The following is a 16857-nucleotide window of genomic DNA, read 5'->3' as shown; positions in this document are numbered from 1 at the left end:
CGGATCAGGCCGCGCGGACGGTGTCGAGGAAGCTCCGGACCTCGGCGTCGAGATGCTCGGCCTGGACCGAGAGTTCGGAGGCCGAGCCCAGCACCTGGGCGGCGGCGGCGCCCGCGCTGTCGGCCGCCTCGGCAACCCCGGCGATGTTGGCGGCGACCTCCCCGGTCCCGGTCGAGGCCTGCGTGACGTTGCGCACGATCTCCTGCGTGGCCGCCCCCTGCTCCTCGACCGCGGCGGCGATGGCGGTGGCCAGCGCGCTCATCTCGTCGATCCGGCCGACGATGGCGTCGATCGCGCCCGCCGCATCCCCCGTCGCGGACTGGATCCCGCCGATCTGGCGCCCGATCTCGTCGGTGGCCCGGCTCGTCTGGGCGGCGAGTTCCTTCACCTCGGCGGCGACCACCGCGAAGCCCCGGCCCGCCGCGCCGGCGCGGGCCGCCTCGATGGTGGCGTTGAGCGCGAGCAGGTTGGTCTGCGCGGCGATGCCGGAGATCAGGCCGACGATGTCGCCGATCCGGGCCGCCCCCTGCCGCAGGGTCCCGACGATCTCGGCCGACCGCCCGGCATCGGCGACCGCCGACTGGGCGAGGCTCGCCGAGGACTGCACCTGCCGCCCGATCTCCGTGACGCTCGATCCGAGTTCCTCCGCCGCGGCGGCGACGGTCGCCACGTTGGTGCCGGCCTGCGTCGCGGCGGCGGCGACGGTGGTGGACTGGCTGGCCGTCTCGGTGGCCGCCGCGCTCATCGCCTCCGCGGTCGCCCGCAGCTCGGTCGATGAGGCGGAGACCGAGCGCACGATGCCGCCGACCGCCCGCTCGAAGCCGTCGGCGAGCTCGCGCATGGCGGCCCGGCGCTGCGCCTCCATGCCGGCCCGCGCCAGCGCCGCCTCCTCCTCCAGCCCCTTCGTCCGGGCGAGGTTGTCGCGGAAGATCTGCACCGCGTCGGCCATGGCGCCGATCTCGTCCCGGCGGCCCACGCCGGGCACGGCGACGTCGAGGTCGGATCCGGCGATCCGGCCCATCGCGTCGGTCATGCGGCGGATCGGCCGGCTGATCCCGAGATGGAGGAGCACGAGGCCCGCCAGCGCGATGACCAGCATCAGCCCGAGGCTCGCCCAGTTGGCCAGCCGCGAGGCGGCGATGGCGTCCGCCGAGGCGGCGGACCGCTCCTTCAGCAGGGCGCTCTCCGCGTCCGCGATCTCGGCGGCCTTGGCGCGCAGCCCGTCCATCGCGGCCTTGCCGGCGCCCGAGCTCTCGACGCGGCGGGCCTCGGCCTGGGTCATCGGATCGCCCATCAGGGCGATCTCGCGGTCCGCCACCGTGTCGCTCCACCGCTTGGCCAGGGTCTGGAGTTCGGCGAGGCGCGCCTGCTGGACGGGATTGTCCGCCGTGAGGCGCTTGGCCTCCGCCCAAGCCGTCGCGAACGCCTCGCGGCCGCGGCGCTCGGGCTCGAGGAAGGCGGGGTCGGCCGAGATGAGGTAGCCGCGCAGGCCGGTCTCCCGGTCGACCATCGCGCCGGTCATCCGGGTCACCTGATTGAGGACCTGGTACGTGTGGTCGGTCCAGGTATTCGTCCGCTCGATCGTGTCGTTGCTGCGCAGGGACACCGCGGAGACGCCGAGGGTGACGGCGACCATGCCGGCCGTGACCAGACCGATCTTCACGCCGATCTTGAGGTCGGCCATCCGGGTCAACATGAAGCTCTCCTTGGCGTTCGCGCCGAGCAGGCGAGAAATGCAACGCCTCGCTGCACTGTGGAGCCGATACGTGCGGACGCTTAAGTGGCCGTTAATCCATCACGCCACGTCCAGTTGTAGTTGTATTTCCCGTAGTAGATCGAAAATTGTACCTTCGGTTGCATGAGGCACCCGGACGCGGCGGCCGTCCAGCCGCCGGTCCGATCCGGTTCCCGGGCTTACCGGGGCCTACTGGTAGGCCTGCCGGAGGTCGATCGTGCTCTGCCGGCCGACCTGCGCGAAGTGGCGCGCGAGCCAGTCCTGCGCGGCGGCGCGGCCCCGGTCGCGCAGGCGCTGGAGCCCCGCCCAGCGGGCGTCGAGCTTCGAGGCGGCGTTGGAATCCTCCAGCGCGTCGGTTCCGTCGATGCGGTGGACGAGCACCCGCCGGTAATCGCCGCGGCCGAGCGTGCCCTCCTCGATCAGCCCGTCGACGAAGTCGATCGCCCGCAATTCGCGCATCAGGTTGGCGTTGAAGGTGATCTCGTTGAGCCGGTCGCGGATCTCGGCCTCGGTGCGGGGGGTCTCGCGGCGCTCCACGGGGTTGATCTGCACGAGCAGGATATCCCGGGTCCGCGCCGCCCGGTGCAGGGGATAGAGCGGCGGGTTGCCGAGATAGCCGCCGTCCCAGTAGGGCACGCCGTCGATCTCCACCGCCTGGAACACGGTCGGCAGGCAGGCCGAGGCCATCAGGTGGTCGGCGGTGAGGCGCTCGCGCTCGAACACCGCGAGCTTGCCGGTCCAGACGTTGGTCGCCGAGACGAACAGGCCGGCGGTGTCGGCCGCGCGCAGCCGCTCGAAATCGACCTGCCGGTCCAGCGCCTTGCGCAGCGGGTTGATGTTGAGCGGGTTCGACACGTAGGGGCTGGGCTGGAGCGCCTTGCCCCAGAACTCGGCCACCGGGTTGCCCTTGAACAGGCCGAGCACGCCGCTGACGACGCTGCGCTGCGCCGGCCCGAGATCGCCGTCGAGGCTGACCTCGCGCCAGAACCGCTCCAGCCCGGCGCGGGCCCCGTCCGGGCCGCCCTCCAGCCAGCCGTCGACCAGCACGACGGCGTTCATCGCCCCCGCGCTCGCCCCGGTCACCGCCTCGAAGGCGAGGCGCCCGTCCTCGATCAGCGCGTCGAGCACGCCCCAGGTGAAGGCGCCGTGGGCACCCCCGCCCTGGAGCGCCAGGGCGACGGGCTTCTCGGCCCGGGGACCGGCCAGGACGTGGCCGGGGGCCGCGGCGGCGGGCGCGGCCCGATCGCCCTCCGGAATCGCGGTCGCCGGGTTGTGCGGCTCGGGGCCGCCGGACTGCGTCGGCATGTCGACCTCCTGCGTCGTCGAACCCGGAGAGATGGGTTGCTGCAACGCAGCATCAACCACCGCTATTGTGCAGCGCAGCATGCAACCGGGGCATGCGCGCCGGCCGCGCGTCGCCGGTCTCCCCGAAGGTCCTTGGCCGAAGGTTCCGCGGTCCGTTTCGCCGCAATCGCGCAACAGCGGCGGGCAAACCCGCCCCCGCGAACAGTGTTCAACCTCGACATCGCCACACTTCTGCGACATGAGGCGGTGGGAGCCGGCATGCGCCCGGTCGGCTTGACGCCGCGCCGCGTCGACCGCAGCTAACGCTCTGCACCCACGCGTTCGCGCCGCGTGGCGGGCTCGTTCGAACCGGGCCGCACCGACGCCCCGGCGTCCGCACGCAGGTCCACCGTACGAAGGTCCACGATGGAAGCCATGGAAGCCCTCCGCCCCGAGACCGCGAACCCGCTGGCCAGCACCGGCCCGGAGATCGCCGGACCGGCCCCGCGCCACCGCACGGTGGGCGTCACCATCGGCGCGGGCGAGGGCGCGGTGACCGTCGGTGGCGGGGCGCCGATTGTCGTCCAGTCGATGACCAACACCGACACGGCCGACATCGACGGCACGGTGGCGCAGGTCGCCCAGCTCGCCCGGGCCGGCTCGGAGCTGGTGCGCATCACCGTCGACCGCGACGAGGCCGCCGCCGCCGTGCCGAAGATCCGCGAGCGCCTCGACCGGATCGGCGTGCACGTGCCGCTGATCGGCGACTTCCACTACATCGGCCACAAGCTCCTGTCCGACCACCCGGCCTGCGCCGAGGCGCTGGCCAAGTACCGGATCAACCCCGGCAACGTCGGCTTCAAGGAGAAGAAGGACACCCAGTTCTCGACCATCATCGAGCAGGCGATCCGGCACGGGAAGACCGTGCGGATCGGCGCGAACTGGGGCTCGCTCGACGGCGAGCTGCTGACCCACCTGATGGACGAGAACGCCCGCTCCCCGAAGCCGATCGACGCCCGCGCGGTCATGCGCGAGGCGATGGTCCGCTCGGCGCTCGGCTCGGCGCGGCGCGCCGAGGAACTCGGCCTGCCGAAGGACCGGATCATCCTCTCGGCCAAGGTCTCGGCGGTGCAGGACCTGATCGCCGTCTACCGCGAGGTCGCGCGCCGCGGCGACTACGCCATCCATCTCGGGCTGACCGAGGCGGGCATGGGCTCGAAGGGCATCGTCGCGGCCTCGGCGGCCATCGGCGTGCTGCTGCAAGAGGGCATCGGCGACACGATCCGCTACTCGCTCACCCCCGAGCCCGGCGGCGACCGGACCGTGGAGGTGAAGGTCGCGCAGGAACTGCTGCAGACCATGGGCTTCCGCACCTTCGTGCCGCTGGTGGCCGCCTGCCCCGGCTGCGGCCGCACCACCTCGACCACCTTCCAGGAACTCGCCCGCGACATTCAGAACTGGATCACCACCTCGATGCCGGAGTGGAAGAAGACCTATCCGGGGGTCGAGGGCCTGAACGTCGCGGTGATGGGCTGCATCGTCAACGGCCCGGGCGAGTCGAAGCACGCCGACATCGGCATCTCGCTGCCCGGCACCGGCGAGGCGCCCTCCGCCCCGGTGTTCATCGACGGCAAGAAGGCGATGACGCTGCGCGGCGCGAGCCTCGCCAAGGATTTCGAGGCGATCGTGGTCGACTACATCGAGCGCCGCTTCGGCCAGGGCGGGACCCGCACCGCGGCGGAGTGACGGCTTGGCCTGCGAGGTCTCCCCCGCCCTTCGCGAGCGCGGCCCGTCCACCCGACGCGGCCGCGTTTTCATGCGGACCGCCGCCCCACCTTCGCACCCGCACACGGTTTCCGGCCGCCCGGGGCCGTGATAGCAAGGCCGCACGATGCCGCGAGCGGCTGGCGGACACCCCGCGGCGGCGCGGCCCCACGAGCCCTCACGCGTCGCGCCGGCCGCGCCCGAGTCTCCGACATCCCGCATGAGCCAGACCGCGAATCCGGGCGCCTCCGCCCAGCCCGCCGCCGCGCCCGCCACCGGCGAGGGCGGGGCCGCCCCGGCCGGCGCCCTCGACGCGCCGGAGAAGGCGCAGACGCAAGCCGGCCATGCCGGCTTCTGGACGCTGCTCGTCGGCTCGGTCGGCGTCGTCTACGGCGACATCGGCACCAGCCCGCTCTACGCGTTCCGCGAGGCCCTGGTCCCGGCCCGGACCGACGGGATCCTGCTCGCCGAGGAGGTGATCGGCACCGTCTCGCTGATCCTGTGGGCGCTGTTCCTGATCGTCACGATCAAGTACGTCACGATCCTGCTGCGCATGGACAACAACGGCGAGGGCGGCATCCTCTCGCTGATGGCGCTGGCCCGCAAGGCGATGGGCGGCTCGCGCATCGTGTTCCTGCTCGGCCTGCTCGGCGCCTCGCTGTTCTACGGCGACGCGGTGATCACCCCGGCGATCTCGGTGCTCTCGGCGGTGGAGGGCCTGAAGCTCGTCACCCCCGCCTTCGAGGAATACGTGCTGCCGATCACCATCGGCATCATCGTCGCCCTGTTCCTGGTGCAGAACCGCGGGACGGGGAAGGTGGCCGCGTTCTTCGGGCCGGTCACGATCGTCTGGTTCCTGGCGATGGCGCTGGCGGCGCTGCCGCACATCGTCCTGCACCCGGAGGTGTTCCGGGCGGTCAACCCGTGGCACGCGGTCCACTATCTCGTCGGCCACGGCTCGGGGGCGCTGATCGCCCTCGGCGCGGTGTTCCTGGCGGTGACCGGCGCCGAGGCGCTGTTCGCCGACCTCGGCCATTTCGGGCGCCGGCCGATCCAGGTGGCGTGGGTGTGCCTCGTCTTCCCGGCGCTGGCCCTGAACTATCTCGGCCAGGCGGCCCTGGTGCTGGAGAAGCCCGACACCTCCGATCCGTTCTTCCAGCTCGTGCCGGCCTGGGGGTTGCTGCCGATGGTGGTGCTCGCCACGATCGCCACGGTGGTGGCGAGCCAGGCGGTGATCACCGGTGCGTTCTCCCTGTCGCGGCAGGCGATCCAGCTCGGCCTGCTGCCGCGGCTGGAGATCCGCCACACCTCCGAATCGCATGCCGGCCAGATCTACCTGCCGCAGATCAACACCCTGCTGATGGTCGGCGTCGTGCTGCTGGCGCTGCTGTTCAAGACCTCCTCGTCGCTGGCCTCGGCCTACGGCATCGCGGTCACCGGCACGATGCTGCTCACCGCCTCGCTGACCTTCCTCGTGCTGTGGCGGCTGTGGGGCTGGTCGCCGGTGGCGGCGGCGGCGATGATGCTGCCGTTCATCGTCATCGAGTTCCTGTTCCTGCTCTCCAACCTGATCAAGGTGGTGGAGGGGGGCTACGTGCCGCTGCTGCTGGCCGGCGGCCTGATCGTGCTGATGTGGACCTGGACGCGGGGCGTCACGATCCTGTTCAACAAGACCCGCAAGACCGACGTGCCGCTCGCCGAGCTGGTGGCGATGCTGGAGAAGAGCCCGCCCCACCACGTGCGCGGCACCGCCGTGTTCCTGACGAGCGACCCCGAGATCGCCCCGGCCGCGCTGCTGCACAACCTCAAGCACAACAAGGTACTGCACGAGAAGAACGTCGTGCTCACCGTCGAGACCGTCGACACCCCGCGCTCGAACCTGGCCGACAAGGTCCGGATCGACCCGGTCGGGCCGCACTTCTTCAAGGTGGTGATGAAGTTCGGCTACATGGAGACGCCCAACATCCCCAAGACCCTGACCCTGCTGCGCCGTCAGGGCTTCAAGTTCGACATCATGGCCACCTCGTTCTTCCTGTCGCGCCGCTCGATCCGCCCGGCGGCGCATTCCGGCATGCCGCTCTGGCAGGACCGCATCTTCATCACGCTCGCCAAGAACGCGAACGACGCCACCGACTTCTTCCAGATTCCCACGGGACGCGTGGTGGAGGTGGGGACCCAGGTGACGGTCTGAGGCGGGGGCCCGGTCAGAGGTGCGCTATCGGTATGCCGAGGGCTGCACCCGTCTGAGCGAGCTTTCGGTCGAGGGTCGCGAGTGCGAGTCCCGCCTCGGCAAGGATCGCGAGGTGCAAGGCGTCGCCAGCGCGCAGGCCGAGTTCCGACCGGTCCGCGAACTGCGAGGCTTCTCGGAACGCGCTTTCCGGAACGGGAAGTAGCACGAACGACTCGGCAGAGAGCCGCGAGAATGCGGCGAGCGCCGCCGTGCGATGACCGGTTCCGAGATGACCCATGCGGGCTTTGATCGACAAAGCCGCCGAAAACTCCGTAGCGACCCACGCGCTGATGACGAGCGTGCCGACCTCTTGTCGCGCGAGCCAGGACTGCACGCGCGCCGTCTCGACCTCGGCCGTCAGGGCCGCGACCAAGACCGAGGTGTCGAGATAAGGCATTCAGTAGCGGTCGCCGTCGCGCATGGTGCGGACGAAAGCCGCGGCTCCGTCACCCGGATCGGGCATTCCGGCCGTCAGCGCCTGCAGGGCATCGAGATCAACGGGTCTGCGGGGCGGATTCGGGATTGGCATCAACCGGGCCACAGGGAGGCCACGGCGGGTGATCGTGACGGTATCGCCGCCGGCGACGCGATCGATCAGGGCATTGAGGTTGGCCTTCGCGTCGGTGAGGCTGACTGTGCTCATCCGCGACATCCCGAACCGATTGGATTGTGACGCAGCACATCCATGGACCACGTATGTACCGCAGTCTTGAATGGGTTAAAAGTCCTCCCTTCGATCAGAGATCATGAGGAGAACCGATCAATTCCGCGCCACCGCGCCGGTCCTGGCCGAGACGGTCTGCACGCCCCGGTCGGCGCTCTCCATCACGGTCCGGCAGCCTGCGCTGAGGCGGGGCTTCTCCCGGCGCAGGCAGGCCTTGATGCCCTCGACGTTCGGGATCTCGGACGTGCAGAGGCGCCACACGTCCCCGGTGCAGGCGGCGCGCTGCGCGGCGGTGACGTCGGCGCGGGCCGGGACGGCGGTGAGCGCGAGCGCCGCGATGACGGGGAGGAGCTTCATGACGGCGGGCTTTCGGTGCGACTCTCGTCCGGGCGGTGTGCCCCGGCGCCGGATCACTCTCCTCCGCCCGCGATCCCAAAGCTGTGCTTGCGCGCACGCGTGACCGCTCCGACGCGGTTCACCGCCGGGGAACGTCGCGCGCACCCGCGTGAACCGGGCGGATGAGGGTCGTCGCGGCCTCCGGACCCGGGGCCCCGGCGCGGCATCCGCGGTGTGCGCCAGCGCACGGACGCGGGCGGCCGGGATACACGTGACGGCTTGCGCCGTTGCCGGTGTGCAACCCGCGCCTTAAACGAATTCTAAAGCCGGCGGCCGGGGGGCCGTCGCGTGCCGGGACGGCCGCCCTGCGCCGCCATCCCGAGCGAGCCGCGCCGCGCGCGGCGACGAGAGGATGACCCGATGATCAAGCTGACCGTGAACGGGGCTGCGCGCAGCTTCGACGGCGACCCCGACATGCCGCTGCTGTGGTACCTGCGCGACGAATTGGGCCTCACCGGCACCAAGTTCGGCTGCGGCGTGTCCCTGTGCGGGGCCTGCACGATCCACCTCGGCGGCGCGGCGGCGCGCGCCTGCATCACCCCGGTCTCGGCCGCCGAGGGCCAGGAGGTGGTGACCATCGAGGGCCTGTCGCCGGACGGCAACCATCCGGTCCAGGCAGCGTGGCGCGACCTGAACGTGGCGCAGTGCGGCTACTGCCAGTGCGGCCAGATCATGCAGGCCGCCGCCCTCCTGAAGGACACGCCCAAGCCCACCGACCAGGACATCGACGACACGATGAGCGGCAACATCTGCCGCTGCGGCACCTACCCGCGCATCCGCGCCGCGATCCACCAGGCCGCCGGCCAGACCCCCGCCAGCAAGGGAGAGCGCCTGTGATCCAGGAAGCCAAGACTTCGGCGAAGCGGATGGCCGAGCTGGCCGCCACCGAGCCTACCGCCCCGGCGCGGCTCGACAACGTCAGCCGCCGCGGCCTGCTCGGCGGCGCCGGCGCCCTGGTGCTGGCCCTGTCCCTGCGCGGCCCCGCCCGGGCGGACGAGACCCAGACCGCGGAGCAGAAGGCCCACAAGTTCGGCGCCGACGGCATGCCGCACGGCTGGCGCGACGACCCGAGGATCTTCATCGCCATCGCGCCCGACGGGACCGTGACGGTGACCAACCACCGCTCGGAGATGGGCCAGGGCGTGCGCACCTCGGTGGCGCTCACGGTCGCCGACGAGCTGGAGGCCGACTGGCCGCGGGTGAAGATCGCCCAGGCCTGGGGCGACGAGACCCGCTTCGGCAACCAGGACACCGACGGCTCGCGCTCGCTCCGGCACTTCTTCCAGCACTTCCGCCACGCCGGCGCGGCGGCGCGCCAGATGCTGGTGCAGGCGGCCGCCAAGCAGTGGGGCGTGCCGGCCTCCGAGGTCACGGCCGAGAACCACACGCTCACGCACGCCAAGTCCGGGCGCCGGCTCGGCTACGGCGACGTGGCGGCCGCGGCGGCGGAGCTGCCTGTCCCGACCGATGTTACGCTGAAAGACCCGAAAAACTTCCGGTACATCGGCACCGGCAAGATCGGGCTGATCGACAACCGCGACATCACCACCGGCCGGGCGGTCTACGGGGCCGACACCAAGCTCGACGGGATGCTGTGCGCGGTGGTCGCCCGCCCGCCGGTCTACGGCGGCACGGTCAAGGCCTACGACGATTCGCAAGCGAAGACGGTCGCGGGCGTCGTGAAGATCTTCAAGATCGACGGCGGCGCGATCCCGTCCGAGTTCATGCCGCTCGGCGGCGTCGCGGTGGTCGCGAAGAACACCTGGGCGGCGCTGAAGGCCCGCGACGCCCTGAAGATCACCTGGGACGACGGCCCGAACGCCGGATACGACACCGACGCGTTCCGCAAGGAGCTGGAGGCCGCCGCGCGCAAGCCCGGCAAGGTGGTGCGCGCCCAGGGCGACGTGGACGGCGCGATGGCCAAGGCCAAGACCAAGGTCACGGCCGAGTACTTCGTGCCCCACCTCGTCCAGGCGCCGATGGAGCCCCCGGCGGCCATCGCCCGGGTGAAGGACGGCGCCTGCGAGGTCTGGGCCTCGACGCAGGGGCCGCAGGCCGCCAACGACCGGCTGATGAAGGCGCTCAATCTCCCCGCCGACAAGGTGCGGGTGAACGTGACGCTCCTGGGCGGCGGCTTCGGCCGCAAGTCGAAGCCCGACTACGTGGTCGAGGCGGCTTTGTGCTCCAGGGCGGTGGGCGGCGCGCCGGTGAAGCTCACCTGGACGCGCGAGGACGACATCCACAACGGCTACTTCCACACGATCTCGGTGGAGCACCTGGAGGCCGGGCTCGACGACAGGGGGATGCCGGTGGCGTGGCTGCACCGCTCGGCGGCGCCGACGATCGGCTCGATCTTCGCGCCCGACCCGAAGCACGAGCTGCCGTTCGAGCTCGGCATGGGGCTGGTCAACACGCCCTTCGCCCTGCCGAACGTCCGGATGGAGAACCCGGAGGCCGCGGCCCACGTGCGCATCGGCTGGTTCCGCTCGGTCTCGAACATCCCGCACGCCTTCGCGATCCAGTCCTTCGTGGCCGAACTCGCCCACGCGGCGGGCCGCGACCCGAAGGAATACCTGCTCGCCCTGATCGGGCCCGACCGCAAGATCGACCCGGCCGAGATCGGCGACGTGTGGAACTACGGCGAGGACCCGAAGCGCTATCCGATCGACACCGGGCGCCTGCGCGGGGTGATCGAGACGGCGGCCAAGGGCGCCGGCTGGGGACGTCAACTGCCGAAGGGCCGGGGCCTCGGCGTCGCCGGCCACTACAGCTTCGTCACCTACACGGCGGTCGCGGCCGAGGTGGAGGTCGACGACAAGGGGCAGGTGAAGGTCCAGGCCATCGACATCGCCGTCGATTGCGGGCCGCAGGTGAACCCGGAGCGCATCCGCTCGCAGATGGAGGGCGCCGTGGTGATGGGGATGGGGCTCGCCCTCACCTCCGAGATCACCTTCAAGGGGGGCCGGGCGCAGCAGAACAACTTCGACGGCTACGAGATCATCCGGATCGACGCGGCCCCGAAGATCGTGCGCGTCCACCTCGTGCCCACCGGCGCCTACGACGGGCCCCTGGGCGGCGTCGGCGAGCCGGGCGTGCCGCCGGTGGCCCCGGCGATCGCCAACGCGGTGTTCGCCGCCACCGGCCGGCGGGTGCGGCAACTGCCGATCCGCGATCAGCTCAGCGCCTGAACCGGGCGGCGCGCCGAAACGTTTGCGGGCCGCGGGGAGAGGTTTCCGCGGCCCGCGGGCTGTCCAGAACATAAGGATCGAGAGAGTGATGCGTCTCGCCTGCCTCGCCACCCTGCTGGCGGCCACCCCCGCCCTCGCCTCGCCGTGTTCGGAAAAATTCGGCGCGCTGGACAAACGCGTCGACGCGCAGTCGCGGGAGGCGATCTCGGCCTCGACCGGCGGCAAGGGGGTGGCGGCCAAGCGCGAGGGCGAGGGCGTCACCGGCACGGAGGGACAGCGGGCCGGCGAGGCGCCCCAGGCTCCGGCTGCGGCCTCGGCGGAGGCCGGCAAGGGTGCGGACGCCGCGCAGCAGGCTCGCGTCGCCCTGAACGAGGCGCGCACCGCCGACGGGAAGGGCGACGCCGCGGCCTGCGAGGCGGCCGTGACGCGGGCCGAGGGGCATCTCAAGGCGGCGCCCTGACGACCGTCGCCCGCGGACCGGCGGATCGGGCTGTGCGATCCGCACGATCGTGCCGGCCTCGACGATCGCTCGAAAGGCTGAGCTTCTAGCCCCGGCGGGGGCCCTTTTCTGTCGTTGCTCGTCCGCCGGGTCCGCAATCGGCGGCGGGACACGGGAAAGCGACCGTGCCGGTTCCGGACGTCCCGCCCGTGCGGATGGAGGCGCTCAGGCGCAGGCGGCCAGCGCGTGCGGGTTGCCGTTGAGGCCGGCGCAGAGATCGTCCACCTCGGTGAGATCGAGCGCGTCGCCGGTCCGGCCGGCGATGCTGTCGATCAGGTGGTCCTGGCGCGGGTCGAACGGATGCCCCTGCATCCGGTAGAACTGGTAGTAGCGCAGCGCCGCCAGGACGGTGTCGCGCTCGCGGTCCGATACGGTGAAGTTCTGCATGGGTCTTCGCTTCCCCTTGTGGCTTCAACGAATGCCCGGACCGGACCGCGACGCCTCGGTCCAAGCTTGACCGTTGTAGCCCGCCTGCAACGCTCCCGCCAGTTCTTGACAGATCGCGCGGATGTGATTCGCATGGTTAAGCGATCACCGGCCGGAAAGGCCGTTCCGGATTAACCTATGTTCTGCAAGTCGTTGCGCGGAGCGCCGCCCTACAGGCCGAGCCTGGCGAGGTAGGCCGGCAGCGCCACGCTGGCCGGTCCGTACTCCGCCGTGTCGAAGGCGTCCGCGTTGTCGGAGGGCTCCAGGTTGACCTCGCAGGTCGGGATGCCGCGCGCTTTCGCGAGGCGGACGTAGCCCGCCGCCGGGTAGACCGCCCCCGAGGTGCCGACCGCCACGAACAGGTCGGCCGCCGTCAGCGCCCGCTCGATCGCGTCGAGGTGCTTGGGCATCTCGCCGAACCAGACCACGTCCGGGCGCATCCGTCCCGCCGCCCCGCAGGCCGGGCAGGCGTCGGCCCGGGTCAGGTCGCCGTGCCAGGGCGTGACCGCCTCGCAGGCGGTGCAGCGGGCCTTGAGCAGCTCGCCGTGCATGTGGGTCACCGCCCGCGCACCCGCCCGCTCGTGCAGGTCGTCGACGTTCTGCGTGCACAGGAACAGGCGCCCGCCCCGCTCGGCCAGGCGCGTCTCCGCCCGGGCCAGCGCCGCGTGCGCGGCGTTGGGGACGGCCGCCACCACGCCCCGGCGGCGATGGTTGTAGAAGTCGAGCACCGTGTCGGGGTCGGCCGCGTAGGCCTCGGGCGTGGCGAGCTTCATCGGGTCGAACCGCGCCCACAGGCCGCCGCGGTCGCGAAACGTGCCGAGCCCGCTCTCGGCCGAGACGCCCGCCCCGGTCAGCACGAAGATGGTCTTCGGGTTCTTCACGTCGGCGACGCCCGCGGATCCTCTGCCAGCCCGATTTGGCCGGCAGCTCGACCTTAAACCGTTTACCATCACCTCGCGGCTAGGTCCGCCCCTTCCATCGCGGAGCGGGGTGCGGGTCATGATTCTAGACGAGGCAGGTGCAAGTTTCCTGGAGCATTGTCGGGTCGAACGACATCTCTCGCCCAACACCTTAACTGCGTACAGACAAGACATCGCCGAGCTGGTCGGGAATCTCGGATCGGTCGCGGTCGCGGACGTAACGGGCACCCGGCTGGTTGCTTATGCCGCGCACCTGTCGACAGCGCGCAAGCTCGCCCCTGCCACGGTCAAGCGGCGCCTCGCTTGCGCGCGCTCAATGTTCGGCTGGCTCGTCCGTCGTCGGGTGATCGGGGTCAATCCCTTCGCCATGGTAGAGATTCGTGTCCGGGTGCCAGACCGGCTGCCGCGCTGTCTTGCGACTGGCGAGATGGCCACCCTGGCGCGCGCTGCCGAGGCCGCTCCGCCACTGACGCGCCTCGCCACCACCCTCTTGTTCGCCACTGGTGTTCGCGTGAGCGAATTAGCAGCTATTCGCGTCTCCGATATCGATCTCGAAAGCGGTAGCATCCGCATCGTCGGCAAAGGTGATCGCCAACGGCAAGTTTTCGTGCCGGACGAAAAGGTGGCGAGCCTCGTACGCGACTATGTTCGGATCCATCACGTCGACGGCAATGGCGGTAGCGTGCGCCTGCTTCGAGACCCTTTCAATCGTCCTGTGAGTTCAGCCGGCATCCGATTGCGGATCAAACGTTTGGCACGCTCGGCTGGTCTTTCGCGCCCAGTAACGCCTCACATGCTGCGTCACACGGCAGCGACGGAACTTCTCGAAGCTGGTGTCGACATCCGATTCGTGCAGCGCTTGCTAGGTCACCGCAGTATTTCCACAACTCAGCTTTACACGCATGTGAGTGACCGGGCGCTGCGAGGAGCAATTCAGACTGCGAGCGTTTTTGAGCGATTACACAATCACTTCAACAATTAGGTTGGATTTTCGCTCGCAACAATAACTAGGAATTATGTTTGAGAGAATTCCCCTCAGAGAGGTCAGAAACAAGTACAACCATAAACTGCAAATTTGGAATGCTGCTGATTATTGGCATTTCCACTTACACAAAAACTACAGGCGGATTCTGAAAGCAAGAGAAGAACTGCTATGCGGTGGACGTATATTAAATTTAGGAAGCGCGAGCGAGAACTACAATATTTCAAATTTGGATATGGTGTATCTTGACGTAGCCGAGAAGTCCCTGCCACGTGATCAACATGCCGTATGCGGGGACGGGCACCGTATGCCCTTTAGTAGTAGATCATTTCGATCTATAATTGCAATTGGTTCCGTCTTAAACTACTGTGCGCCGACCGAATTGTTTATTGAAGTTTCTCGAGTCATAGAAGAAAAAGGATATTTTTTATTCGATTTTGAGCAGTCGGCCGCTTATGAGCATTATGGAACCGAAATATATGGAAAATCTTCCTATTTATTTCTGACTGACTTCAACGACCTTGATGAAACAATCTGGGTATTTTCATTGAATCATGTGAAAGCACTTTTGAACGCTGCTGGTTTTGATATAGTCGATGTCATCAACATACATACACTTTCATCGCTGATTTGGCGCTTGACGGAGAGCAATGTTGCCACATCTATTTCCTGTGGTATTGATCAAATATTTTGCAATATACCAGTTCTCAGAAATAGATCATCAAACGTCTTCATCATAGCCCGGAGAACAACTTCCAAATCGGTCTCGTGAGACTCTTCAATGTCTCTGCCCGGCTAGGCATAAATAATGTGATTAATCCAGCAAATATAATAAGAGACACGAGAAATATCAATATGGATGCATATGATCCAAGTCCAAAGTAAACAGATAGTATTGCAATGCTAGCAGAAACAATCAGTATGAAAAACAATCCAAATAGAACCAGAGCATATATAGCCTTCCCAGTGAGTGATGGCTCGATTTGTTCCGTTGCTACAAGACCGGAATGCTTGAGAGATCCATTTAATTTCACAAAGTTTGATTTTTTGACAGATGAGGAAACTCGATCTAACTCCTTCTTTAAGACGGACTGATATGCGCTTAAGTCCTTCTTGAATGGCTTGTACCATGGAATATAATGACAAAAATACATGCTATGAACAATATTAATATAGGTTTGATTTGACATTTGTGGACTTTTCTCGTTCGAGCGTATCATGAGAACGCCCAGCCGATTTTCCAAGGGTGCTTCTATGGATAGGGACGGAAGCAAGTATTTTGTTTGCGCAACTTTAAAGCCCGAAAGTTCCAAAACCCTCAGCCAGTATCTATTTGCTTCATCTTTAGTTTCACTGTCAATATTAAAATTTATCTCTGTCGTAATATACGATACAACATGAGAGACCTCGATTATGTTGCAAAACAACTCTATGAAGGAAAAGTAAGCCGCGTTGCTTTCTTGCTGAGGATCAATACATAAATAATCAAGTATGGCTATCTTTGAAGACAATACATATCTATATTGAGCATAACCAACTATATCTCCATTTATCTTAAAAGCAAAATATCTAATACCCTCTCTGTCAGCAACCGGGATTTCCCGCCAATAAGCTATCTCGCGCGTGTCTGTTCGCTCAGATGCGGCGGTTGATCGCACATAGCACGTCAATGCGCGCTCGAAATCGCCTCCTTTCGCGACGAGGGAATCTAAATCCAAGAGTTCGAAACGAACCTTCAAGCGAATAATTCCTAGTTATTCCTCACTGATCGCTGGGGTAGCATCATACCAACAATATCAACCAGGGGAAGCGCGCCAAATTTGACACGGCCGCTCCAGCGTTCATCCATCATCCGGCGAACCGGTGCAAATGGGCTTCGATCCATGCGACGGAGGGGAAATTGCTTTCCTGCGTCGAACTGTGTATCCGCAGCCCGCGCCCCCGAGACACCCTTGGAGGCAGGGGCGCGCTGGGAACGGTCGGGCCGTCCGCTTCGGGCGGCTTTTTCGTTTTCCGGCTCCAGCCATCGAAGGATCACGCCATGAGCGCAGTGAAGACGCTTGAGGCCGTGGCACGCGACCGGGTCGGCAAGGGGGCCGCCCGGGCCGTTCGTCGCCAGGGCCAGGTTCCCGCCGTCGTGTACGGAGGCGGCCAGCCGCCGCAGGCCATCGCCGTCGACCTCATCCGCACCCGCACCCTGATCTACGCGGGCGGCTTCAAGACGACGCTGTTCGAGATCAAGGCCGGCGGCAAGACCGTGCGCGCGATCCCGCGCGACTTCCAGCTCGACCCGGTCACCGGCGTGCCGCTGCACGTTGACTTCCTCCGCGTCGTCTCCGGCCAGACGGTCACCGTCGAGGTGCCGGTGCACTTCCTGAACGAGGACGCGGCCCCGGGCATCAAGAAGCTCGGCGGCACCCTCAACATCGTCGCGCACACCCTCACCCTCGACGTCGCCCCGGACCAGATCCCGGACGCGATCGAGGTCGACCTCACCGGCCGCCAGATCGGCGACGTGATCCACGTCTCCGACATCACCATCCCGGCCGGCACCCACACCGGCGAGCCGACCGATCCGGTGGCCAACATCGTGCCGCCGACGGTGCTCGGCGCCGAGGTCGAGGCCGAGGAGGCCGCGATCGCCGAGGCGCAGTCCGCCGAGGCCGCCGAGGAGAAGGCCGAGGCCGAGAGCGAGGCCGCCGAGGACGAGAAGAAGGACGAGGGCGAGGAGGCCTGAGCCTCTCCACCCCGGCAACACCATCGAGAAGC

16 protein-coding genes are annotated in these 16857 nt (G+C 67.4%); 8 read left to right on the top strand and 8 right to left on the bottom strand.

Going from position 1 to position 16857, the window contains the following annotated elements:
- Positions 1–4 precede the first annotated feature (4 nt).
- Both Q8W71_RS08800 and Q8W71_RS08795 read right to left on the bottom strand, forming a co-directional pair.
- The gene (locus Q8W71_RS08800; protein ID WP_370875374.1) at positions 5–1693 is read right to left on the bottom strand and encodes a methyl-accepting chemotaxis protein; all 1689 of its coding nucleotides are present in this window, start codon (positions 1691–1693) and stop codon (positions 5–7) included.
- 231 nt (positions 1694–1924) lie between these two features.
- Positions 1925–3040, bottom strand: a complete 1116-nt coding sequence (locus tag Q8W71_RS08795) for a patatin-like phospholipase family protein (protein ID WP_305524970.1) — start codon at positions 3038–3040, stop codon at positions 1925–1927.
- 405 nt (positions 3041–3445) lie between these two features.
- On the opposite strand from Q8W71_RS08795, the gene ispG reads away from it, so the two are divergent.
- Positions 3446–4765 carry a flavodoxin-dependent (E)-4-hydroxy-3-methylbut-2-enyl-diphosphate synthase gene (gene ispG / locus Q8W71_RS08790; RefSeq protein WP_305524969.1) on the top strand — a complete coding sequence of 440 codons (1320 nt, stop codon included), beginning with the start codon at positions 3446–3448 and terminating at the stop codon, positions 4763–4765.
- Between the two features lie 238 nt (positions 4766–5003).
- Entirely contained in the window at positions 5004–6974 is a 1971-nt protein-coding gene (locus tag Q8W71_RS08785; protein WP_305524968.1) for a potassium transporter Kup, read from the top strand.
- Positions 6975–6987: 13 nt separating this feature from the next.
- Here Q8W71_RS08785 and Q8W71_RS08780 read toward each other — a convergent pair whose 3' ends face one another.
- The 3 genes from Q8W71_RS08780 to Q8W71_RS08770 form a co-directional block, all read right to left on the bottom strand.
- Positions 6988–7410 carry a type II toxin-antitoxin system VapC family toxin gene (locus Q8W71_RS08780; protein ID WP_305524967.1) on the bottom strand — a complete coding sequence of 141 codons (423 nt, stop codon included), beginning with the start codon at positions 7408–7410 and terminating at the stop codon, positions 6988–6990.
- The gene (locus tag Q8W71_RS08775) at positions 7411–7656 is read right to left on the bottom strand and encodes a type II toxin-antitoxin system Phd/YefM family antitoxin (protein WP_305524966.1); all 246 of its coding nucleotides are present in this window, start codon (positions 7654–7656) and stop codon (positions 7411–7413) included.
- A gap of 117 nt (positions 7657–7773) precedes the next feature.
- Positions 7774–8034, bottom strand: coding sequence for a hypothetical protein (locus tag Q8W71_RS08770; RefSeq protein ID WP_305524965.1), 261 nt, complete (start codon positions 8032–8034; stop codon positions 7774–7776).
- Positions 8035–8433: 399 nt separating this feature from the next.
- Between Q8W71_RS08770 and Q8W71_RS08765 the strand changes: the two genes are divergently transcribed.
- The 3 genes from Q8W71_RS08765 to Q8W71_RS08755 all read left to right on the top strand — a co-directional run bounded on the left by Q8W71_RS08765 (position 8434) and on the right by Q8W71_RS08755 (position 11721).
- Positions 8434–8910, top strand: coding sequence for a (2Fe-2S)-binding protein (locus Q8W71_RS08765; RefSeq protein WP_305524964.1), 477 nt, complete (start codon positions 8434–8436; stop codon positions 8908–8910).
- Between the two features lie 29 nt (positions 8911–8939).
- A complete protein-coding gene (locus Q8W71_RS08760; protein ID WP_305525067.1) occupies positions 8940–11261 on the top strand; it encodes a xanthine dehydrogenase family protein molybdopterin-binding subunit in 2322 nt (773 codons plus the stop codon).
- Between the two features lie 88 nt (positions 11262–11349).
- Complete coding sequence (locus tag Q8W71_RS08755) at positions 11350–11721, top strand: hypothetical protein (RefSeq protein WP_305525066.1); 372 nt, start codon at positions 11350–11352, stop codon at positions 11719–11721.
- A 204-nt stretch (positions 11722–11925) separates the two neighbouring features.
- Here Q8W71_RS08755 and Q8W71_RS08750 read toward each other — a convergent pair whose 3' ends face one another.
- Together Q8W71_RS08750 and Q8W71_RS08745 are read right to left on the bottom strand one after the other, a co-directional pair.
- Entirely contained in the window at positions 11926–12147 is a 222-nt protein-coding gene (locus tag Q8W71_RS08750; RefSeq protein ID WP_305524963.1) for a hypothetical protein, read from the bottom strand.
- Positions 12148–12356: 209 nt separating this feature from the next.
- Positions 12357–13067 carry an SIR2 family NAD-dependent protein deacylase gene (locus Q8W71_RS08745; RefSeq protein ID WP_305524962.1) on the bottom strand — a complete coding sequence of 237 codons (711 nt, stop codon included), beginning with the start codon at positions 13065–13067 and terminating at the stop codon, positions 12357–12359.
- A gap of 118 nt (positions 13068–13185) precedes the next feature.
- Here Q8W71_RS08745 and Q8W71_RS08740 point away from each other — a divergent pair, with 118 nt between their 5' ends.
- Complete coding sequence (locus tag Q8W71_RS08740) at positions 13186–14088, top strand: tyrosine-type recombinase/integrase (protein WP_305524961.1); 903 nt, start codon at positions 13186–13188, stop codon at positions 14086–14088.
- A gap of 34 nt (positions 14089–14122) precedes the next feature.
- Positions 14123–14860 carry a methyltransferase domain-containing protein gene (locus tag Q8W71_RS08735; RefSeq protein ID WP_305524960.1) on the top strand — a complete coding sequence of 246 codons (738 nt, stop codon included), beginning with the start codon at positions 14123–14125 and terminating at the stop codon, positions 14858–14860.
- On the opposite strand, the gene Q8W71_RS08730 is transcribed toward Q8W71_RS08735, so the two are convergent.
- Positions 14823–15827: a hypothetical protein gene (locus tag Q8W71_RS08730; RefSeq protein WP_305524959.1), complete on the bottom strand. Its 1005-nt coding sequence runs from the start codon at positions 15825–15827 to the stop codon at positions 14823–14825. The two genes, Q8W71_RS08735 and Q8W71_RS08730, sit on opposite strands and share 38 nt — an antisense overlap.
- 302 nt (positions 15828–16129) lie before the next feature.
- Between Q8W71_RS08730 and Q8W71_RS08725 the strand changes: the two genes are divergently transcribed.
- Positions 16130–16825 (top strand): 50S ribosomal protein L25/general stress protein Ctc, encoded by a 696-nt coding sequence (locus tag Q8W71_RS08725; RefSeq protein ID WP_305524958.1) that lies wholly within the window; start codon positions 16130–16132, stop codon positions 16823–16825.
- The last annotated feature ends 32 nt before the right edge of the window (positions 16826–16857 follow it).

Source organism: Methylobacterium amylolyticum, assembly GCF_030700245.1.
GTDB lineage: Bacteria > Pseudomonadota > Alphaproteobacteria > Rhizobiales > Beijerinckiaceae > Methylobacterium.
This window is presented reverse-complemented; position numbering and strand designations above follow the sequence as displayed.